The sequence below is a fragment of the Kitasatospora sp. NBC_01250 genome, from assembly GCF_036226465.1.
Lineage (GTDB): Bacteria > Actinomycetota > Actinomycetes > Streptomycetales > Streptomycetaceae > Kitasatospora.
Map to the genome: position 1 here is coordinate 6,385,151 of NZ_CP108476.1, position 16,036 is coordinate 6,401,186.

20 protein-coding genes and 1 pseudogene are annotated in these 16,036 nt (G+C 73.1%); 8 read left to right on the plus strand and 13 right to left on the minus strand.

Annotated features, from left to right (window positions below):
• The first annotated feature begins 33 nt into the window (after positions 1–33).
• Positions 34–666, plus strand: coding sequence for an AfsR/SARP family transcriptional regulator (locus OG500_RS26970; protein ID WP_329583960.1), 633 nt, complete (start codon positions 34–36; stop codon positions 664–666).
• A 26-nt stretch (positions 667–692) separates the two neighbouring features.
• Here OG500_RS26970 and OG500_RS26975 read toward each other — a convergent pair whose 3' ends face one another.
• The 4 genes from OG500_RS26975 to OG500_RS26990 are packed head-to-tail and all read right to left on the minus strand — an operon-like array spanning position 693 to position 4,079.
• Positions 693–1,175: a S26 family signal peptidase gene (locus tag OG500_RS26975; protein ID WP_329583962.1), complete on the minus strand. Its 483-nt coding sequence runs from the start codon at positions 1,173–1,175 to the stop codon at positions 693–695.
• Entirely contained in the window at positions 1,172–3,019 is a 1,848-nt protein-coding gene (locus tag OG500_RS26980; RefSeq protein ID WP_329583964.1) for an ABC transporter ATP-binding protein, read from the minus strand. The genes OG500_RS26975 and OG500_RS26980 overlap by 4 nt, the downstream gene beginning before the upstream one ends.
• The gene (locus OG500_RS26985) at positions 3,016–3,549 is read right to left on the minus strand and encodes a hypothetical protein (protein WP_329583966.1); all 534 of its coding nucleotides are present in this window, start codon (positions 3,547–3,549) and stop codon (positions 3,016–3,018) included. The genes OG500_RS26980 and OG500_RS26985 overlap by 4 nt, the downstream gene beginning before the upstream one ends.
• Before the next feature lie 8 nt (positions 3,550–3,557).
• Positions 3,558–4,079 (minus strand): MauE/DoxX family redox-associated membrane protein, encoded by a 522-nt coding sequence (locus OG500_RS26990; RefSeq protein ID WP_329583969.1) that lies wholly within the window; start codon positions 4,077–4,079, stop codon positions 3,558–3,560.
• 146 nt (positions 4,080–4,225) lie between these two features.
• Between OG500_RS26990 and OG500_RS26995 the strand changes: the two genes are divergently transcribed.
• The 3 genes and pseudogenes from OG500_RS26995 to OG500_RS27005 form a co-directional block, all read left to right on the plus strand.
• On the plus strand, positions 4,226–4,441 hold the full coding sequence (locus tag OG500_RS26995) for a hypothetical protein (RefSeq protein ID WP_327069454.1): 216 nt from the start codon (positions 4,226–4,228) through the stop codon (positions 4,439–4,441).
• A gap of 270 nt (positions 4,442–4,711) precedes the next feature.
• Positions 4,712–5,545: a GH25 family lysozyme gene (locus OG500_RS27000; RefSeq protein WP_327069455.1), complete on the plus strand. Its 834-nt coding sequence runs from the start codon at positions 4,712–4,714 to the stop codon at positions 5,543–5,545.
• A gap of 74 nt (positions 5,546–5,619) precedes the next feature.
• Positions 5,620–5,820, plus strand: a pseudogene (locus OG500_RS27005) (hypothetical protein); the annotation flags it as partial.
• On the opposite strand, the gene OG500_RS27010 reads toward OG500_RS27005, so the two are convergent.
• The 5 genes from OG500_RS27010 to OG500_RS27030 all read right to left on the minus strand — a co-directional run bounded on the left by OG500_RS27010 (position 5,792) and on the right by OG500_RS27030 (position 9,779).
• The gene (locus OG500_RS27010) at positions 5,792–7,126 is read right to left on the minus strand and encodes a WXG100-like domain-containing protein (RefSeq protein WP_327069456.1); all 1,335 of its coding nucleotides are present in this window, start codon (positions 7,124–7,126) and stop codon (positions 5,792–5,794) included. The pseudogene OG500_RS27005 and the gene OG500_RS27010 sit on opposite strands and share 29 nt — an antisense overlap.
• The gene (locus OG500_RS27015) at positions 7,126–7,548 is read right to left on the minus strand and encodes a hypothetical protein (protein ID WP_327069457.1); all 423 of its coding nucleotides are present in this window, start codon (positions 7,546–7,548) and stop codon (positions 7,126–7,128) included. Before OG500_RS27015 ends, OG500_RS27010 begins: the two co-directional genes overlap by 1 nt.
• A gap of 135 nt (positions 7,549–7,683) precedes the next feature.
• Positions 7,684–8,724 (minus strand): NAD(P)-dependent oxidoreductase, encoded by a 1,041-nt coding sequence (locus OG500_RS27020; protein ID WP_327069458.1) that lies wholly within the window; start codon positions 8,722–8,724, stop codon positions 7,684–7,686.
• A gap of 42 nt (positions 8,725–8,766) precedes the next feature.
• Positions 8,767–9,300 (minus strand): hypothetical protein, encoded by a 534-nt coding sequence (locus OG500_RS27025; protein WP_327069459.1) that lies wholly within the window; start codon positions 9,298–9,300, stop codon positions 8,767–8,769.
• Positions 9,297–9,779: an NUDIX domain-containing protein gene (locus tag OG500_RS27030; RefSeq protein WP_327069460.1), complete on the minus strand. Its 483-nt coding sequence runs from the start codon at positions 9,777–9,779 to the stop codon at positions 9,297–9,299. The genes OG500_RS27025 and OG500_RS27030 overlap by 4 nt, the downstream gene beginning before the upstream one ends.
• A gap of 241 nt (positions 9,780–10,020) precedes the next feature.
• On the opposite strand from OG500_RS27030, the gene OG500_RS27035 reads away from it, so the two are divergent.
• Positions 10,021–10,188 carry a hypothetical protein gene (locus OG500_RS27035; protein WP_327069461.1) on the plus strand — a complete coding sequence of 56 codons (168 nt, stop codon included), beginning with the start codon at positions 10,021–10,023 and terminating at the stop codon, positions 10,186–10,188.
• A gap of 119 nt (positions 10,189–10,307) precedes the next feature.
• Positions 10,308–10,829, plus strand: a complete 522-nt coding sequence (locus tag OG500_RS27040) for a DUF3761 domain-containing protein (protein ID WP_327069462.1) — start codon at positions 10,308–10,310, stop codon at positions 10,827–10,829.
• Positions 10,830–10,905: 76 nt separating this feature from the next.
• Here the strand turns inward: OG500_RS27040 and hemC are convergent, their stop codons facing one another.
• Positions 10,906–11,850, minus strand: coding sequence for a hydroxymethylbilane synthase (gene hemC / locus OG500_RS27045; RefSeq protein ID WP_327069463.1), 945 nt, complete (start codon positions 11,848–11,850; stop codon positions 10,906–10,908).
• A gap of 122 nt (positions 11,851–11,972) precedes the next feature.
• Between hemC and OG500_RS27050 the strand changes: the two genes are divergently transcribed.
• Positions 11,973–13,445, plus strand: a complete 1,473-nt coding sequence (locus tag OG500_RS27050) for a DUF2079 domain-containing protein (protein WP_327069465.1) — start codon at positions 11,973–11,975, stop codon at positions 13,443–13,445.
• 8 nt (positions 13,446–13,453) lie between these two features.
• Here the strand turns inward: OG500_RS27050 and OG500_RS27055 are convergent, their stop codons facing one another.
• Together OG500_RS27055 and OG500_RS27060 are read right to left on the minus strand one after the other, a co-directional pair.
• The gene (locus OG500_RS27055) at positions 13,454–13,864 is read right to left on the minus strand and encodes an ACT domain-containing protein (RefSeq protein WP_327069466.1); all 411 of its coding nucleotides are present in this window, start codon (positions 13,862–13,864) and stop codon (positions 13,454–13,456) included.
• Between the two features lie 135 nt (positions 13,865–13,999).
• Positions 14,000–14,479: a hypothetical protein gene (locus OG500_RS27060; protein ID WP_329583974.1), complete on the minus strand. Its 480-nt coding sequence runs from the start codon at positions 14,477–14,479 to the stop codon at positions 14,000–14,002.
• A gap of 472 nt (positions 14,480–14,951) precedes the next feature.
• Here OG500_RS27060 and OG500_RS27065 point away from each other — a divergent pair, with 472 nt between their 5' ends.
• Positions 14,952–15,599, plus strand: coding sequence for a PadR family transcriptional regulator (locus tag OG500_RS27065; protein ID WP_329583976.1), 648 nt, complete (start codon positions 14,952–14,954; stop codon positions 15,597–15,599).
• Between the two features lie 25 nt (positions 15,600–15,624).
• On the opposite strand, the gene OG500_RS27070 is transcribed toward OG500_RS27065, so the two are convergent.
• Complete coding sequence (locus OG500_RS27070; protein ID WP_327069468.1) at positions 15,625–15,900, minus strand: hypothetical protein; 276 nt, start codon at positions 15,898–15,900, stop codon at positions 15,625–15,627.
• Positions 15,901–16,036: the final 136 nt, after the last annotated feature.

Below are 16,036 nucleotides of genomic sequence, written 5' to 3' on the forward strand. Positions count from 1 at the left end.
GCCAAGCTTCGCTCATTCCTGGCCATTCTGCTGATGTATCAGAATCGGATTGTCCCGATTGACACCATCGTCGCCGCACTGTGGGACAGCGAGCCGCCGCGCAGCGCCGTCGGGAACATCAGGACGCATGCGACGGGCTTGCGGCAGGCCGTCGGCCCGTCGGCCCGGCTGCTCAACACCTCCGGGGGATACCGGTTGGACGTCCCGCCGCTCGCCTGTGACCACGTGCTCTTCGAGGCGGAGATCGCCGCCGCACGAGTCGCCGCCGCGAGGGGTGACCACGGCCGGGCCGCCGATCTGCTCAACTCCGCGCTGGGCCTGTGGGAGTCGGACAGTGCTGCGGTCGGTGTGCCGAGGTGTGGTCCGCTGGCGCGCTGGCTGGCCCACCTGGAGGAGGAGCGGACGCGCACCGTCGAGGACCTGGCCGCGACGTACCTGCGGTTGAACGAGCCGCGGGCGGCCCTGCACACGCTCATGGAACTGCTCGCCGAGTCGCCGCTGCGCAGTCGTGCCTGGGCACTTCGGATGCGCGCCCACCACGTACTGGGTGAGCTCAGCGGTGTGACCGGGGCCTACTTCGATGCCGACCAGGTCCACCGCGCCGAACTCGGCCTGCCGGCCGGGCGGGAGCTGCGCGAGCTCTACGCGGAGCTGATCGCCGGATGATCCGCCGGTGCCGGCCGCCGGCCGGCCTAGCCACGGTCCCGCAGCTGCACGCCGAGCACCGCACGCAGCGGCACGAACCCGAACTCCCGGGAGTCGACGCTCGCTTCCGTGTTGTCACCGATCACCACGAGCAGACCCTCCGGCACGAACGCCGGTGGCGGCGCCGGGAGGCAGCCGGCCACCGCGTCCGGGACCGGGTCGCCGGGCAGCGCGGCCAGGCGTTTGACCATCCAGGTGCGGCGGGCGAGCGGTCCCTCGCGCTGGGGCCAGTGCCAGCCGCCGAGCGGGCTCGGCTTCTCCACCAGGACCACCTGACCGGCCCGCAGCGCGGCCGGATCGACGCGGCGGCCGATCAGCACGTCGCCGTCGCCCAGGGCCGGTGCCATGCTGGAGCCGCGGACCGTGATGACGATCCGGCCGCGCCGCACCGCCAGGGCGCTCACGGCGATCAGGGCGATCAGTGCGGTCGACGTCAGGAGCAGCACGATCAGCCGCGCGGCAACCGTCACGACGTCACCGCCGCCGTGGCCGTGTAGCCGGCCGCCTGCAGGTCGAACAGGTTCCGGTAGCGCCCGTCGGCGGCGATCAGCTCGTCATGGCTGCCCTGCTCCGTGATCACCCCGTCCTTGAGCACCACGATGAGGTCCGCGTCCCGGACGGTGCCCAGGCGGTGCGAGATCAGCAAGCTCGTGCGCGCTTCGCGGTAGCTGCGGACGGCCTGGTGGATCCGGTTCTCCGCGGCCGGATCCAGCCCCGCGGTGGGTTCGTCCAGGATCAGCAGATCGGGATCCTCCCGCAGGAAGGCGCGTGCCATGGAGACGCGTTGCCACTGTCCGCCGGAGAGCTCGACGCCCTCCTCGGCGCCGGTCCGGCCCGCAGTGAGCGAGAGCGACCTGGTCAACGGGGTGTCGTAGCCCAGCGGGAGCGAGGCGAGCTTCTCCGCCATCCCGGCGCGTTCGGCGGCGGCGTGGATCCTGGCCGGATCCGAGAGCGCCGACAGGTCGCTGACGGCGATGTTCTCGGCGGCGGTCATCTCGTAGTGCATGAAGTCCTGGAAGATCGCGCTGACCCGGCCGCGCAGCTGTGCCACCGGGAGATCCCTCAGGTCGACGCCGTCCCACAGGATCTGGCCGCGGGTGGGGTCGTAGAACCGGCACAGCAGCTTCACCAGCGTCGTCTTGCCGGCGCCGTTCTCGCCGACCAGTGCGAGGCAGCGGCCGACCGGTACGGTCAGGTTCACCCCGCGCAGGATCCAGTCGTGGCTGTCCGAGTACCGGAACCAGACGTCGCGGAGCTCGATGCCCGAGCGCAGCGGCTCCAACTCCGTGTCGATGCCGGAGACCGGCAGGTCGGAGGGCTCGGTCAGGACGTCGAGGTAGCTCTCGAACAGCACCAGTTTCTGCTGGGTGGCCGCGAGGGTCGCGGCGGCGGTCCCCAGCCCGCTCTGGACGGCCGCGATGCCCGCCACCACGACCGAGACGGTGCCGACGGAGACGGCTCCCTGCGCGGCGGCATGGGTCACCCACACCAGCCCGGCCGCCGCGATGCCCGCCGTGCCGAGGTTCGGCAGGATCTGGCTGACGACGGTGCGCCGCTCGATCGCGCGGTGGGCGTCGTTGATCACGCGACGGTCCGACCGCATCCGGTCGCGCAGGAAGCCGCCGATCCCGAACAGCCGGATCTCCTTGGCCGCGTGAACACTGGTCAGCAGCTGACCGTAGAACATCTCCCGCCGCTCCAGCGGCGTGAGGCCGACCACCGTCGTGCTCCAGGCCCTGGCGATCCGCAGTTCGGCCCGGAGCACCGGAAGCGCGCCGAGGACCACGGCCCCGGCCAGCCAGGGGCTCACCACGGCGAGCGAGACGGTGAAGCCGAGGAGGGAGAGTGCCGTCCTGGTCAGCATCACCGCGCTGGCGATGATCTGGGGCGGCGCGTCCTGGCCGCACTGCTGGGCCAGTCGCAGCCGGTCCAGCAGCGCCGGGTTCTCGAACCGGGACAGACCCACATAGGCGTTGACGGCGGCGTACAGCCGGTCCTGCGCCACCACCCCGACCTCCCGGGCCAGTTGCCCGCGCAGCAGCTGGTCGGCGAACGGCAGCACACTGGCGGCCACGCCGGTCACGGACAGCGCGACAGCCGTGGCGACCGCTCCGGGGGCGGCGCTGGACGCGTCGGTCAGCCGGTCGATCAGGGACCTGGTCAGCCAGGCGATCGCCACCGGCAGTGCGGCGCCCGCCAGCGCGGTGAGCCAGACGCCTGCCAGGGCCAGCGGGGCGGCCTGGGCCGCGAGTCCGAGCGCCGTGCGGATGGCCAGCAGCCGGTTGTTCGCCCGGCCGTTCGTGCGGCCGGTCATGCGGCAACCGGCCTGCCGAGTTCCGTGAGCTCCCGGGTGAGCACGGTGAGGTCGCCGTCGCTGCCGACCTGGCACACCACGGGCATGCCCGTCACCGCGAAGGCGGTGACCAGCTTGGCCGCCTCCCGGTCGACGACCAGGCGCGCGACCGGGGCCAGCGCGTTCGCGTAGTCGGACTTCCCCAGCCCGTCGGCGATCACGGCCAGCACCCGCTCGACCGGCAGACCCGCCCGGCGGACGGACTCGACGAACCGGGGCAGCAGCTCGGCGCACGGCTCGCAGCCGGGCGCGAAGAAGCCGACCACGGTGCCGGGTTCGAGACCCTCCCGGGACAGCTCGCTGCCGTCGGCGGTGACGACGGAGAACGGCTGAGCGGTCGTGCCCACGCTGGCGGCGTCGATCGGCGGCCGCTGCCCCGAGGCGCCGGCGGGCGGCTGGGTGCGCAGCCGGCGGATCACCCCGTACGTCAGGACCAGGTTGAGGACGCCGAGCAGGCCCACGAGGACGACGGCTGCGGTCAGTAGTGCCATGACGGTTCCTATCGGCCGGTCGCGAAGAGATCGACGATGTCGTCGAGGTTGATCACCACGGCGGCCGGCAGGGCGCCGGCCGCGAGCGCGAGCAGCACGGCGGCCGGCTGCGCGGTGTGCTGCGCCGAGGTGGCAAGGATGCCGAGGACGGCCGCGGCCGCCAGAAGGCCGTTGCGCACCAGGTGGACCGGGCCCACCGGACGCGCGGACGGTCCGAAGCACGGGCACGGCGGCGGTGCGCCGCGCCGCAGGGCCGCCGCGATCGCCCAGCTGAAGACGATCAGCAGCCCGCAGGACAGGGTCAGACCGGCCGGTGCCGTCCACGGCAGGACGGTCAGCACGGCCGCGGCGGCCTCGGCCGCGACCGCGGCGCCGAGCACGGGCAGCCCGGCGGGTACCGGCGCGGGCAGCAGCGCCCGGGCGCCGGCGACGAAGCCGGCGAACGCATGGCGGCTGCGCAGCTTCGAGAAGACCGACACGCCGAAGACCAGCGCGAGCAGACTCCTGCAGGCAACAGCAGTGCAGAACACGGACGACCTCCTCTTCCCGGTCCGCCGCAGCCTAGGGCGACCGCATTCGCGAAAGATTCAGAAGCACCCGAACGATCCCTCGACACCGACCGCCTAGCGTCCGAGCACCGGACCGCGCCCTGCGGTCCCTGAGGAGAGGAGAGCGCATGCGTACTCTTCAGCGCATCGCGGACCGCATGGCCAACGCCGTGGCCCCGAAGGTCACCGCCGAGGCGACCTGGTGGGTGAAGGACAGCCGGTGCATCACCGACTCGACCTGTGGCGCATACAGCCCCGGTCGGGCCAGCGTCTACAAGTGTTGGGACAGCGCCTTCTGTGCCGGCTGGGAGACCATGCCGTACTGCTGCCCGAACAACAGCTGAGCCCGGTGGCCCACTGAATCCGTCTCCCGGGCGGGACATCCGGTCCCGCCCGGGAGACGGATTCACGGGAAGGGATCAGAACAGGGCGTTTCCGCCAGGACGGGCGGTCTCCGACGTTGGCGTACCGGCAGCGTGCGCCCGCGCGTGGCGGGCTGACAGGTGGGCATACAGACCACGTCAGCAGCCGGGCCGACGCCGCGAACCGTACGGTGCGAGTGCGCCGCGGGCGCGGTGCCGGGCGGCCAGGGTCGCCGAAGACGGAGGAGTCCGTTGGGGATCTACGGTCAGGACTGGGCAAGCTACCAGTCGGCCACGCCGGACACGACCGGCCTGAGCTTCGCATTCGTCAAGGTCAGCCAGGGCACCAGCTACACCAATCCCGAGTGGACCGCGCAGCGCGACCACGCGCGCGGGGCGGGGCTCGTGGTCGGGTACTACCACTACCCCGACATGGCCGACTCGCCGCAGACGGAGGCCGATTACTTCCTCTCGCTGGTGCAGCCGGAGCAGGGCGAGCTGGTCTGCCTGGACTGGGAGGGCTACGACGCAGCCAACAGAGGCGTCGCGTCGAGCACGCAGGTGAGCTACAAGGACACCTGGCTGCGGTACGTCAAGGGGCGGCTGCCGCACAGCCCGGTCGGTCTGTACTGCAACCTGGACTACTGGCAGAACGTCGACACCAGCGGGTTCTTCCAGGACTTCCTGTGGATCGCCACCGCCGGGGTGCCGGCCGGTCAGCCGGGGATCACGGCCAACTGGCTCTTCCACCAGTACGACGACACCGGGGACGCGGACAAGGACTACTGCCACCTCGACAGCACCGACCAACTGCGCTCCTGGGCTCTGTCGTTCGCACCCCAGCCGAGCGCGCCGGCCTGGCCCGGGGAGTACCTGCGGCTGCAGGACCCGCTGCTGCACGACAACAACGTCCGGGTCTGGCAGCAGCGGATGGCGGACCGCGGCTGGTCGATCGGCGTGGACGGCTACTACGGCCAGCAGAGCGACTCGATCTGCCGTCAGTTCCAGCAGGAGAAGGGGCTCCAGGTGGACGGCGTCGTCGGTCCGCAGACCTGGTCGGCGGCCTGGACCGCGCCCGTCACCTGACGGTCCGCCGCCGGCCCCGTACCTGACCGGCCCCGCGCTGCCGCGGGGCCGGTCAGCTGTGTTCGGAGATCAGGGTGGCGACCTTCTCCCTCTTCGCCGGCCACGGCCCGGCCGGATTCGCCCGCCCGCTCGGCGTGCTGGTGGGTGGCGTGCTGGCCTGGCGCCGGGCGCCGTTCCTGCTGGTGATCCTCGCCGCCGCGGGCACGACGGCGGTGCTGCGGCTGCTGGGGATCTCCTGGGACGAGCTCAGGAGCCGCCGTGCGGACCGGGGTTGAGCTCGGCCAGCACGGAGTCCGAGACGCTCTGCGGATGCGGGCGGGGACTCGGCGGCGGGGTCGGGTCGAACAGGTGCGTCGGCAGCTCCGGCCCGAAGTCCGGGAGCGGCAGCACGGGAGGGCCACCGGTGGTCGGCGGGGCGTCCTCGGTCGGCGGCGGGTCGAGCACCGTGATCTGTGGCCCGCCTGACGTCGAGGGCCTGGTGGCCCGGGGGATCGGTGGCGGCGGGAGCGGCTTGTCGAGGTCCGGCGGCGGCAGTGGCGGCAGCGGCTTGAGCTCGATGTCCCCACCTCCGTGGGTGCCGCCGCCGGCCGGCGGTGGCGGCCCCTCCAGCTTGCCGTTCAGCCAGCCCTCGAAGTGGTCGGCCGGCGAGAGGGAGAACTTGTTCCCGGGGTTCATCGCCGCGTGTCGCGAACCCCACGCCCCGCCGAACGCACCGTTGGCCGCACCGGAGACGTAGTCGCCCGACAGCCCCCACCTCGCGTCCTGCGCGGCGCCTTCGGCCATCCCGGTCAGCGCGCCGTAGCCGGTGTTCCAGACCAGGTCGGCCGCGCCCTTGGCGAACTTGCCGGCCTCGTTGCCGGTCAGCGAGGTGAAGCCCTTCCCGAGGCCCTTGCCCAGGCCCTTGGCGAGACCCTTGCCGAGCCATCCGGCGCCGACGCCGACCGCGCCGCCGATCGCGCCGTTGATGGCCGCCGTGTTCAGCTCGCTGCCGTCGATCGACTTGCGGTGACCCTGGGCCAGTTCGATCACCTGGGCCAGCAGGTCGAAGCCGACCTGGGCCAGCACCGACTCGGCGATCCGGGCCAGCGCGCTGATCATCGCCTTGCGCAGGAAGGCCAGCACGGTGGCCCGGGTGATCGCGATCTCCACGGGTGCCGCCGCCGCGCCGCCGAAGATCCACATCGCGAGATCGATCGCCAACTGGATGGCGAGGACCACCGCCGCGCCGATGATCTCGATCCGCAGCGTCTCGATCTCGTTCGCCAGGTTGTCCAGCGCATCGGCGGCGGCGTCGCAGCACTGGGCGATGAGCGGCATCGCGGCGTCGTCGGCGGTGGCGAGCTTGGCGAGATAGGCGTCGAAGGCGTCCTTGGTGCTGCCGGTCAGGCCCTGGTCGAGCTGGGCCTTGGCGTCTGCCAGGTCCCGGATGCAGGTGCGGACCGCGGCCCCCGCCGCGCTCCAGGCCGCCGCCTCGGTCCGCAGGGAGGTCTCGTCCCCGGTGGGCCACTGGTTGCCCACCAGGATCATGATCAGGTTCTGGACGTCCTGTGACAGGTGGGCGTGGGGGGCATCGACCGCCATCATGCGCCTCCGGTGCCGGGCGGCAGGAACGACCGGGCGAGGTCCTTGCTCTGCTCATCGCCGCTCTTGAGCGTGGCGTGGGCGCCGCCGAGGGCGTCGGCGAGGTGCTTCAGGGTGTCGGGCAGCGCCTGTATCGCCTTCAGCAGGTCGTCCCGCGGCTGCGCGAACTGCTGGTCGAAGCCCTGGCCGAGGGCGGCGTCGTCCCCCCAGGGCGCCGCACCGAACAGCGCGGCGGAACTCAGGGCGGTCCAGGCGGTGGCCATGCTGTCGGCCGCGTTGCCCGCGTCGGCCCCCGCCTTGCCGATCAGGGCGAAGTCGACGACCAGGGTGCCGTCGAGGCTCGGCAGCGTCGGAAGGCTCGGTCCGTTGTACGGCGGGTCCTGGGTGGGGGCGTTGCGATAGCCGCCGGTGGGGGACGGCACATCGGGCAGTGGAGGATTCGGCACCCCGCCAGCTCACCGGAGTTCAGCCCGGGTTCACCCGCCCTTGACGAGATCCCAACGATCATGGCCCCGCTCCTGACGCCTTGCTGACGCCCGTTCAGCGGCCGTCGCGGCTCAGTTCGCCACGGGCACGCCCGCGCGGGCGCCGGCCAGCAGCGCCGCCACCTGGTCCGCGCAGCGCAGCGCGGCGGTGGCCATCGCGCCCCGGGTCATCCCCGCCACGTGCGGGGTGAGCAGCGCGTTCGGCAGGCCGAAGAGCGGTGAGGCGAAGGCGGCGTGCTCGTGCTCGAAGGTGTCGACCGCGGCGGCGGCCAGCGGATGCGCCGGATCGCGCAGCGCCTCGGCCAGCGCCTGCTCGTCGACGATGCCGCCGCGCGCGGTGTTCAGCAGGATCGCCCCGGGCGGCAGCAGCGCCAGCTCGGCCCGGCCGATCAGGCCGCGGGTCCGCCCGGTCAGCGGCAGGTGGAGCGAGACCACCTGGCTGGCGGCGAGCAGCGCCGCCAGGGCAGGCCCTGGGTCGCCCTCCCGGCCCAGCGTCCGCACGGTCATCCCGAGCGCGGTGGCCCGCCCGGCGAGCGCCTGTCCGATCCGTCCGGCGCCGACGATCCCCAGGGTCAGCTCCGAGAGCTCGGCGGCCGGGGCCACGGCGGTCGGCCAGCGCCCTTGGTGCGCGGCCCGGTTGTGCTCCTGCAGCCGACGGGTCAGGGTCAGCAGCTGGGCCAGCGCGAACTCGGCGACCGCGGCGGCGTTGGCGCCGGGCGTATGGGTCACGGTGACGCCGTGCGCGGTGGCGGCGGGCAGGTCGACGTGGTCGGTGCCCGCGCCCGCCCGGCCGATCACCCGCAGCGGGTGCGCCAGCGCCGGGTCGGCGGCCGCCGCCAGGAAGGCGGCGCGCAGGGCCGGACCCGAGCGGGACTTGACGGCGTCGTGCCCTCGCCCGTCCTGGACGGTGGCGGCGATCAGCGCCTGCTGGTCGAAGGCGTCGAAGTCGGTGAACCCGACCCGGCCGCCCCAGGCGGCGCGCACCGCCGGGCGCTCGGCGGCGGGGATGCGGCGCAGGTTGAGCGTGACGGCGAGCCCGTGGTCGAGCAGCCTGGTCAGCTCCCGCCCGAGCAACTCGCCCGGTGCCGCGTCCAGCAGCAGTACCCGTGCCATGCGATCCGCCCCCGCCCCTGTTGGTCGCCGTGCGGGGCGACCCTACCGCCCGTCCGGCACCGCGATCCCGTACCCGGCCAGCCAGCCGAGCAGCTCGGCCCGCTCGGTGCGGACCAGCCGCCCGCCGGTGAAGCGCGCGTCCGCGGTCACCTCGGCGACCACCCCGGCCGGGGGCCGGAACGCCTCGGCGGCCTCGTCGCTGGTGAACTCGGCCTCGGCGAGCACCAGGCCGTGCAGCGGCGGGTCGAAGACGTCGATGCCGAGCGGCGGCACGCTGAGCCGGGTCTTGCTCAGGACCGCCGCGGGGAGGGCGGCGAGCACCTGGTGCTCGGCGGCCGTCAGATACGTGTTGGTGATCAACCCCTGGACCGGGCCGGGTCGTTCGGCGGGCACCTTCTGGGTGAACTTGTGGACCACCGTGCCGTCGTCCACGCAGGCCATCCGGCGCAGCCGCAGCCGGGTGCCGTCCAGGTAGCGGTCGGTGATCCGGCGGGTGGCGGTGACGGCATCGGGGTCCGGTGGCGCGGCGAGCAGGAAGCGGCGCTCGCGTTCGACGTGCGCGTACGTGGAGGTCATCCGGACATGCTCGCCGATCCCCGGCCGACCGCCGCATCCGGGCCGGGCCCGGTCAGCCGTTCGCGCAGCCGCCGGTCGGTCAGCTCGGCGAGCGGGATCCAGCGCGCCGCCGTCACCTCCGACTCCTGGAGCCGGCAGTCGGGCAGCGGATCGACGGTGTGCCGGAACCGGGCGTGGTAGGCCGTGCTGCCGGTGAGCCGGCTGACGTACCGGAAGAACTCCAGCGGCAGCTCCCCGACCGCCACCGCCGTGCGGATCCCGGTCTCCTCGGCCAACTCGCGCTCGGCGGCGGCGAGCAGCGAGCCGTCGGCGGTGTCCAGGTGTCCGCCGGGCAGCAGCCAGGCCGCCTGGGCGCGGTGGTGCAGGTAGAGGACCACGCCGCCGGGGCCCTGGACGGCCGTGCTGACCGTGAAGTGCTCGGCCGGGTCGGCGCCGGGGGTGGCGGCCAACTCGGCGGCCAGTGCCAGCGCGGGGGCCAACTCGGCGTGCTGCTCGGATGGTGGGTCAGATAGTCGGACAGCGTCTGCTGGATGTGCTGAATCATCGGCAGGTGCTGGGCGGTCGGCATCGGCTGCTCCCAGGGTTCCCAGAGTGTCGGCTGCGCCTCGCGGGGCATGGTGGCGGTCAGTCTCGCGGATCGGTGCCGCGTACGGGGCTCGAACCCCCGAACGGGTGAGGTCGGCGTGCGCGGTGGACATCTGACGCTGTGTCATAGGAGGCATGGCACACCGACAGCACTGGCTGATCCGATTCACTGACGAGCTGATGACACTGACCAGCGACCTGACGCAGGAACAGGCCGCCGACTTCGTGCGCCGGGTCTACGCGGCCGGGCACGAGGCGGGCGTGGCCGAGGCGGCGGAGGAGCACCGCCGGGAGGGGGAGTAGCGGGCGGTGCGCGGTGTGACCGATCGGTGACCGGGTGAAGGGTGGTGCCGATACCCCTTAATAAAGTATGAAGATCGGACGCAATGATGTCCGAGAAACGTACGAGGGGTGGGGGACCAGTGGGGAACTGGACGAAGGGTCCGCGCAGGGCCGGCGGCTGGATCGCGGCCGGCGCGGTGGCGGCGGTGCTGCTGACGGCGGGGTGCGACCCGGACGCGACGGACACGGCGAAGCCGCAGGCGGCAGCCACGCGGACGACGGCTCAGGCGCCCGCGCCCGCCTCGTCGGCACCCGCACCCACGCCGACGAGCGCGAGCCCGGCGGCCCCGACCGCGGCGGCCCCGAGCCACCAGCCGACGCACTCGCCCACCAGCCGGCCGTCCGCCCCGGTCGCACCGCCGACGAAGCCGGCCGAGCCCACCGGGCCCGCGGCCGAGCCGACGTCGCAGCCCCCGGCGCAGACCAAGGCCCCCGCCGGCAGCTGCGCCTCGCACACCACCGGCGACTGCGGCTGGGACCTCGGCCTGACCCCGGCGCACTCGGGCGAGACCGCCGAGTGCGCCGACGGCAGCACCTCCGACTCCGCGCACTTCCAGGGCACCTGCTCGCAGCACCACGGCGTCCGCCACTGGTTCAAGTAGGGCCTGTCCGGCGAACACCGGCCGGACAGGCCCTGTCCGGCCGGTCCACCGCGACGGGGTGGCCGGCCGGGTGCGCTCAGTGCGGGATGCTGTCGATCAGCTCGCGCGCGCCCTGCCGCAGCAGTGCCACCGCCACCGAGGTCCCCAGGGTGGCCGGGTCCAGCGGCCCGGCCCACTCGTGGGCGTCCAGCACGCTCTTGCCGTCCGGCGAGAAGACCCGCCCGCGCAGCGAGAGCCGGCCGTCCCGCTCGGCGCGCGCGAAGCCGGCGATCGGGCTGTTGCAGTGGCCCTGGAGCACGTGCAGGAACATCCGCTCGGCGGTGGTCTCCCGCCAGGTGGCCTCGTCGTTCAGCGCGCGCACCGCCTCGATGGTGCTGGTGTCCTCCTCGCGGCACTGCAGCGCCAGCACGCCGGCGCCGATCGGCGGGCACATCGCCTCCAGGCTCAGCACCTCGCTGATCTGCTGCTCCTCGCCGATCCGGGCGAGTCCGCTGGCGGCCAGCAGCAGGGCGTCGGCCTCGCCCGCGGCGAGCTTCGCCAGCCGGCTGTTGGCGTTGCCGCGCATCGGCACGCAGCTCAGATGGGGGTGGCTGACGGCCAGTTGGGCGACCCGGCGGACCGAGGAGGTGCCGATCCGGCTGCCGGGGGGCAGCTGATCGAGAGTCAGGCCGCCGGGGTGAACCAGCGCGTCGCGCAGGTCGTCGCGGCGCAACACGGCGGCGAAGACGGTGCCGGCCGGCAGCGGCCGGTCGGCGGGCACGTCCTTGACGCAGTGCACCGCGACGTCCGCCTCGCCCGCGAGCAGCGCGGCGTCCACCTCCTTGGTGAACGCGCCCTTGCCGCCGAGCGCGGAGAGCGCGCCCGTCCAGCGGTCGCCGGCGGTGCTGACGGGGACCACCTCGGTGCGGATCCCCGGGTGCAGCACGGCGAGTTCGGTGCGGAACCGCTCCACCTGGGCGAGCGCCATGGGGGAGGAGCGGGAGACGATCCGGAGCACTGCGGGCAGCGATGAGGAAGGCATGCATCCAGCCTAGGGCGTGCCCCAAGGGGTGGACGTGCGGGCTGTTTCCTGGCGTGACCGTGCCGTTCGATCCGGCTCGCGATAGCGTGCCTCTTTCGTACATTCAATCGGAAGGCACCGGCATGGCCGAGACACGCGAGAGCGCGATCCCGATCCAGCGCGTCCCCAGCTGGGGCCGGGCGGTGCGGGTGGCGCGTGCCGCGCGCGCCGGCGGCCTGGCCAAGCTGGGCGGCAGCCGGCCGCACCTGCTGCTCGCGCTGGCCTTCCTGATCGGCTACGGCCTGCTCGCGCTGGTGCGCTACGAGCGCTTCGGCTCGCCCTCCTGGGACCTCGGCATCTTCACCGAAGTGGTCAAGGGCTACGCGCACCTGCACGCTCCGGTGGTCTCGATAAAGGGGCAGGGGTTCAACGCCCTGGGCGACCACTGGTCGCCGATCCTGGCGCTGCTCGCGCCCGCCTTCTGGCTGGTCCCCTCGGCCGCCACCCTGCTGCTCGCGCAGGCGGCGCTGTTCGCCTGGTCGGTGGGGGTGGTCTCGGACACCGCCGCCCGGGTGCTCGGCGGCTCGACCAGCCGCGGGCTGCTGATCGGCACCGCGTACGGCCTCTCCTGGGGCCTGCAGCGCGCGATCGACGCGGAGTTCCACGAGATCGCCTTCGCCGTTCCGCTGCTCGCGCTGGTGTGCCGTCAGATCCTGCTCGGCAACTGGGAGCGGGCCGCCTGGTGGGCGATGCCGCTGGTGCTGGTCAAGGAGGACCTCGGGCTGACGGCCGCGGCGGTCGGCGTGGTGCTGGTGCTGCGCGCGCGCCGTTGGTACACCGGCACCGTGCTGCTCGTCTTCGGCGTGGTCTTCACCGCGCTGACCATCCTGCTGCTGATCCCGCACTTCAACCCGCACCACCAGTTCGACTACTGGTCCAAACTGCCGGGCGGCGAGCACCCGCACCTGTGGCAGGTGCTGAGCGGCCCGTTCACCCGGCTGACGGTGTGGAAGACGGTCGGCTGGCTGCTGGGCATCGTCGGCTTCCTGGCGCTGCGCTCGCCGCTGCTGGTGCTCGCGCTGCCCACCCTGGCCTGGCGGTTCGGCTCCGCCAACCCGATGTTCTGGGGCCCGGACTGGCACTACAACGCGACCCTGATGCCGATCCTCTTCCTGGCCCTGGTGGACGCCGTCGCCCGGATCCGCCGGGCCGAGCACTCGGTGCTCAAGGGGTTCGCCGAGGGCATGGTGCCCGCCAGCCTCGGGATCGCGGTGGCCTGCACGGTGAGTCTGCCGGTCGGGCTCGGCGGCCTCGCCGACCCGGGCGCCTGGAGCGGCGGGGAGCACGCGGCGGCGCTGCGCGCGGCGATCGCGCAGATCCCGCCGAACGTGCGGGTCGAGGCCTCGATGGCACCGCTGGCCCGGCTGGCGGCGCGCGACGACGCCTACTGGCTCGGCGGCGCCAAGCAGCCGGCCCCCGACTACCTCTGCATCGACCTGGCCGGCTGGGCGGGCGGCCCGACCGACCTGCCCGGGTACGGCGCGGCCCTGCACCCGGGCTCGACCTACAAGGTGGTCTTCAGCCGCGACCAGGTGGTCGTGCTGCAACGCCAGTAGTCCGGGCCCTACGCGTACTGGGCGCGGGCCCCGGCGGTGAGCCGCTCCAGTGCGCGCAGCGCGCGGTCGGCGTCGTCGGCGGCCACGAAGAGGTGGTCGTGGTGGAAGCCGGCCACCACGTTGCAGCTGATCCCCTCCTCGGTCAGCCGCCCGGCGACCGCCGCCGTGAGGCCGACCGCCTCCAGTGCGGAATGCACGCGCAGCGTGATCCAGGCCGCCACGTAGTCGTACGCCAGGCCCAGCTCCTCGGCCTCCTGCTGCGCCACCACGACCGTCACGCCCTCCGGCTCGGCCACCGTCACGACCGGCTGCAGCCCGGCCGGCACCCGCCCGGGGAAGGTGCAGTAGACGAAGCGGCCCGGGTTCAACTCCGGGCGCAGTTCCGCGAGCAGCTTCTGGAGATCCTTTTCACCGGCCATGCCGGTCACCGTAGCGGGCGGCGCGGATGCGGCCGGGCTTTTCGGGACGGCGAGTCCCGGCCGATCCGATCGCTGCCGAGAGCCGGGGCGCGGCCGCACCACGCAGGCGTACGGCCGCGTGGTACGGCCGCGCGCTCAGGCGCCCTGACCGTGCACGGAGCCCTGCTGGTTGTTGTACGTGCCGGTCTGCCAGACCGGCTGGCCGGCGGTGTTGTAGATGACCATGTTGCCGTCGTCCTGCACCGCCACCACGCCGTTCGGTGCCGGGTTGGAGATGTTGCCGATCTCGGCGACCTCGTCGCTGCCCGACCACAGCGAGATGTAGCCCTGGTGCGCGAAGTCGAGCAGGTTCGGGATGTAGCCGTAGTAGGTGCCGCTGGCCCACATGGCGTGGTTGTCGCTGGTGCGGTAGAGGACCAGGTTCCCGTCGCACTGGAACTTCAGGTAGGTCTGGTAGGCGATCCACTCCGCGCCGCAGCGGGAGTTCGGGGTGGCCGTCGTCAGCGGGATCTTGACCCCCGGGCCCACCGTCGCGGAGGCGGACGGAGCACCCGTCATCAGGACGGCGGCCGTCGCGGTCGCGACCGCGCCGATCTTCTTGAGTGCACGCTTCATCGGGAGAAGCCTTTCGGGGACGTGAGCAGGATGGATCCGGCCCGGCAGCGCTGTCGCCGGCGCCGCGAGGGCGGGCAGCAGCCATCAGCGCAGCGCAGGTCCCCCGCTGCCCCCGGAATGCACACGTCTCCCCCGTGATCGCCGGTAGCCGGCGACGGCATGACGCTAGTTGATGTACGAGCTATGTGTCAGGGATTTGTTGCGGGCCGACGGGTTTCGGCCACCCGCTGACGGGTCCTTGCCGCGGACGCCCGCGATCGGCCCCCGGGTGGTGGCCGGATCCAGCGGTACGGGCCCCTGCCGGCCGCGGGGGCGCTCGGGCATGGTTGACGAGCGATAGTTAGCGATATATCGTCGAAGCATCGAGATCGTACGAGAGTGGCTCGCGATCCGATCGCGACTCATCGTGAGCGGCGTGACTCTTCGTGACCGCTCCGGGGTCGATCCATGGAAGGTGGTGCGCATCATGCGCATGCAGAGGACACATGGCGGCCGGGGCCGCCGAGACGGCGGTCGTCCGTTCGACCGCATCCCCGGTGAGTACGCCGAGCAGCGCGGTGCCTACGGCCCGCCGGTCGGGCCCGGTGGGCCCTTCGGCGGTCCGTTCGGCGGCGGGCCCTTCGGCGGTCCGTTCCGCGGTGGCCACGGCGGCCGCGGGCGTGGTGGGCGGCACGGCGGGCGGGCCCGGCGCGGCGATGTGCGCGCCTCGCTGCTGGCGCTGCTGACCGAGCGGCCGATGCACGGCTACGAGATGATCACCGAGATCGGTGAGCGCACCTCCGGGGCCTGGCGGCCCAGCCCGGGTTCGGTCTACCCGACCCTCCAGCTACTGGAGGAGGAGGGGCTGATCGAGGCTCAGGAGTCCGGCGGCAAGCGGCTGTTCACGCTGACCGAGGCCGGTCGCGCGGCGGCCGAGGCCGGGGCGCCGGAGCCCTGGCAGGAGGCCGGGCGCGGCGTCGACTGGGAGGCGGTGCAGGAGGTCGGCCAGGCGCTCTCCTCGGTGGAGCACGCGATTCGCCAGGTGATGGCGACCGGCACCGAGGAGCAGCGGGCCAAGGGGCTCGCGGTCCTGGTCGAGGCCCGCAAGAAGCTCTACCTGATCCTCGCCGAGGAGGGGTGAGCGCCGGTCCGGACCGGCTCGGGGGCTACTCCGGCCGGTCCGGCAGGTCGGGGTGGTCGGCGCCGTCCGGCTGCTCCGGCTGCCCGGACTGCTCCGGTGCGTACTCGTAGACCCAGCGCGGGCGCCCCTTGGCGCTGTACCGCTTGGCCCGCAGGTAGACCAGCGTCCGGGCCGGCTCCTCGTCGTGCGCGGGCACCGGCACCTTGTACACCTTGGGTACGGCGTTGAACGGGCTCAGGTAGATCGGCAGTACCCGGCCGTCCAGCGGCCCGCCGATGAATTCCGTATCCGCGCTCCTCATCCGGCCAGCTTCGCATCATCCGGGCTGCGGACCCAAACACCCCCGGGTCGGGGACGCCTCCGAACTCCCTTATCCTGCTCTGTACGCCCTCGGGCCCGGCCTGGGCCAGCCGGCCCGCAACGGGCCGCGAACGGTG

Bases quoted from the DNA above. Each gene is read 5' to 3' on its own strand.
- OG500_RS26970 (WP_329583960.1), top strand. From the start codon at position 34: ATGTATCAGAATCGGATTGTCCCGATTGACACCATCGTCGCCGCACTG.
- OG500_RS26980 (WP_329583964.1), bottom strand. From the start codon at position 3,019: ATGACCGGCCGCACGAACGGCCGGGCGAACAACCGGCTGCTGGCCATC.
- OG500_RS26985 (WP_329583966.1), bottom strand. From the start codon at position 3,549: ATGGCACTACTGACCGCAGCCGTCGTCCTCGTGGGCCTGCTCGGCGTC.
- OG500_RS26995 (WP_327069454.1), top strand. From the start codon at position 4,226: ATGCGTACTCTTCAGCGCATCGCGGACCGCATGGCCAACGCCGTGGCC.
- OG500_RS27010 (WP_327069456.1), bottom strand. From the start codon at position 7,126: ATGGCGGTCGATGCCCCCCACGCCCACCTGTCACAGGACGTCCAGAAC.
- OG500_RS27020 (WP_327069458.1), bottom strand. From the start codon at position 8,724: ATGGCACGGGTACTGCTGCTGGACGCGGCACCGGGCGAGTTGCTCGGG.
- OG500_RS27025 (WP_327069459.1), bottom strand. From the start codon at position 9,300: ATGACCTCCACGTACGCGCACGTCGAACGCGAGCGCCGCTTCCTGCTC.
- OG500_RS27035 (WP_327069461.1), top strand. From the start codon at position 10,021: ATGGCACACCGACAGCACTGGCTGATCCGATTCACTGACGAGCTGATG.
- hemC (WP_327069463.1), bottom strand. From the start codon at position 11,850: ATGCCTTCCTCATCGCTGCCCGCAGTGCTCCGGATCGTCTCCCGCTCC.
- OG500_RS27050 (WP_327069465.1), top strand. From the start codon at position 11,973: ATGGCCGAGACACGCGAGAGCGCGATCCCGATCCAGCGCGTCCCCAGC.
- OG500_RS27055 (WP_327069466.1), bottom strand. From the start codon at position 13,864: ATGGCCGGTGAAAAGGATCTCCAGAAGCTGCTCGCGGAACTGCGCCCG.
- OG500_RS27060 (WP_329583974.1), bottom strand. From the start codon at position 14,479: ATGAAGCGTGCACTCAAGAAGATCGGCGCGGTCGCGACCGCGACGGCC.
- OG500_RS27065 (WP_329583976.1), top strand. From the start codon at position 14,952: ATGCAGAGGACACATGGCGGCCGGGGCCGCCGAGACGGCGGTCGTCCG.
- OG500_RS27070 (WP_327069468.1), bottom strand. From the start codon at position 15,900: ATGAGGAGCGCGGATACGGAATTCATCGGCGGGCCGCTGGACGGCCGG.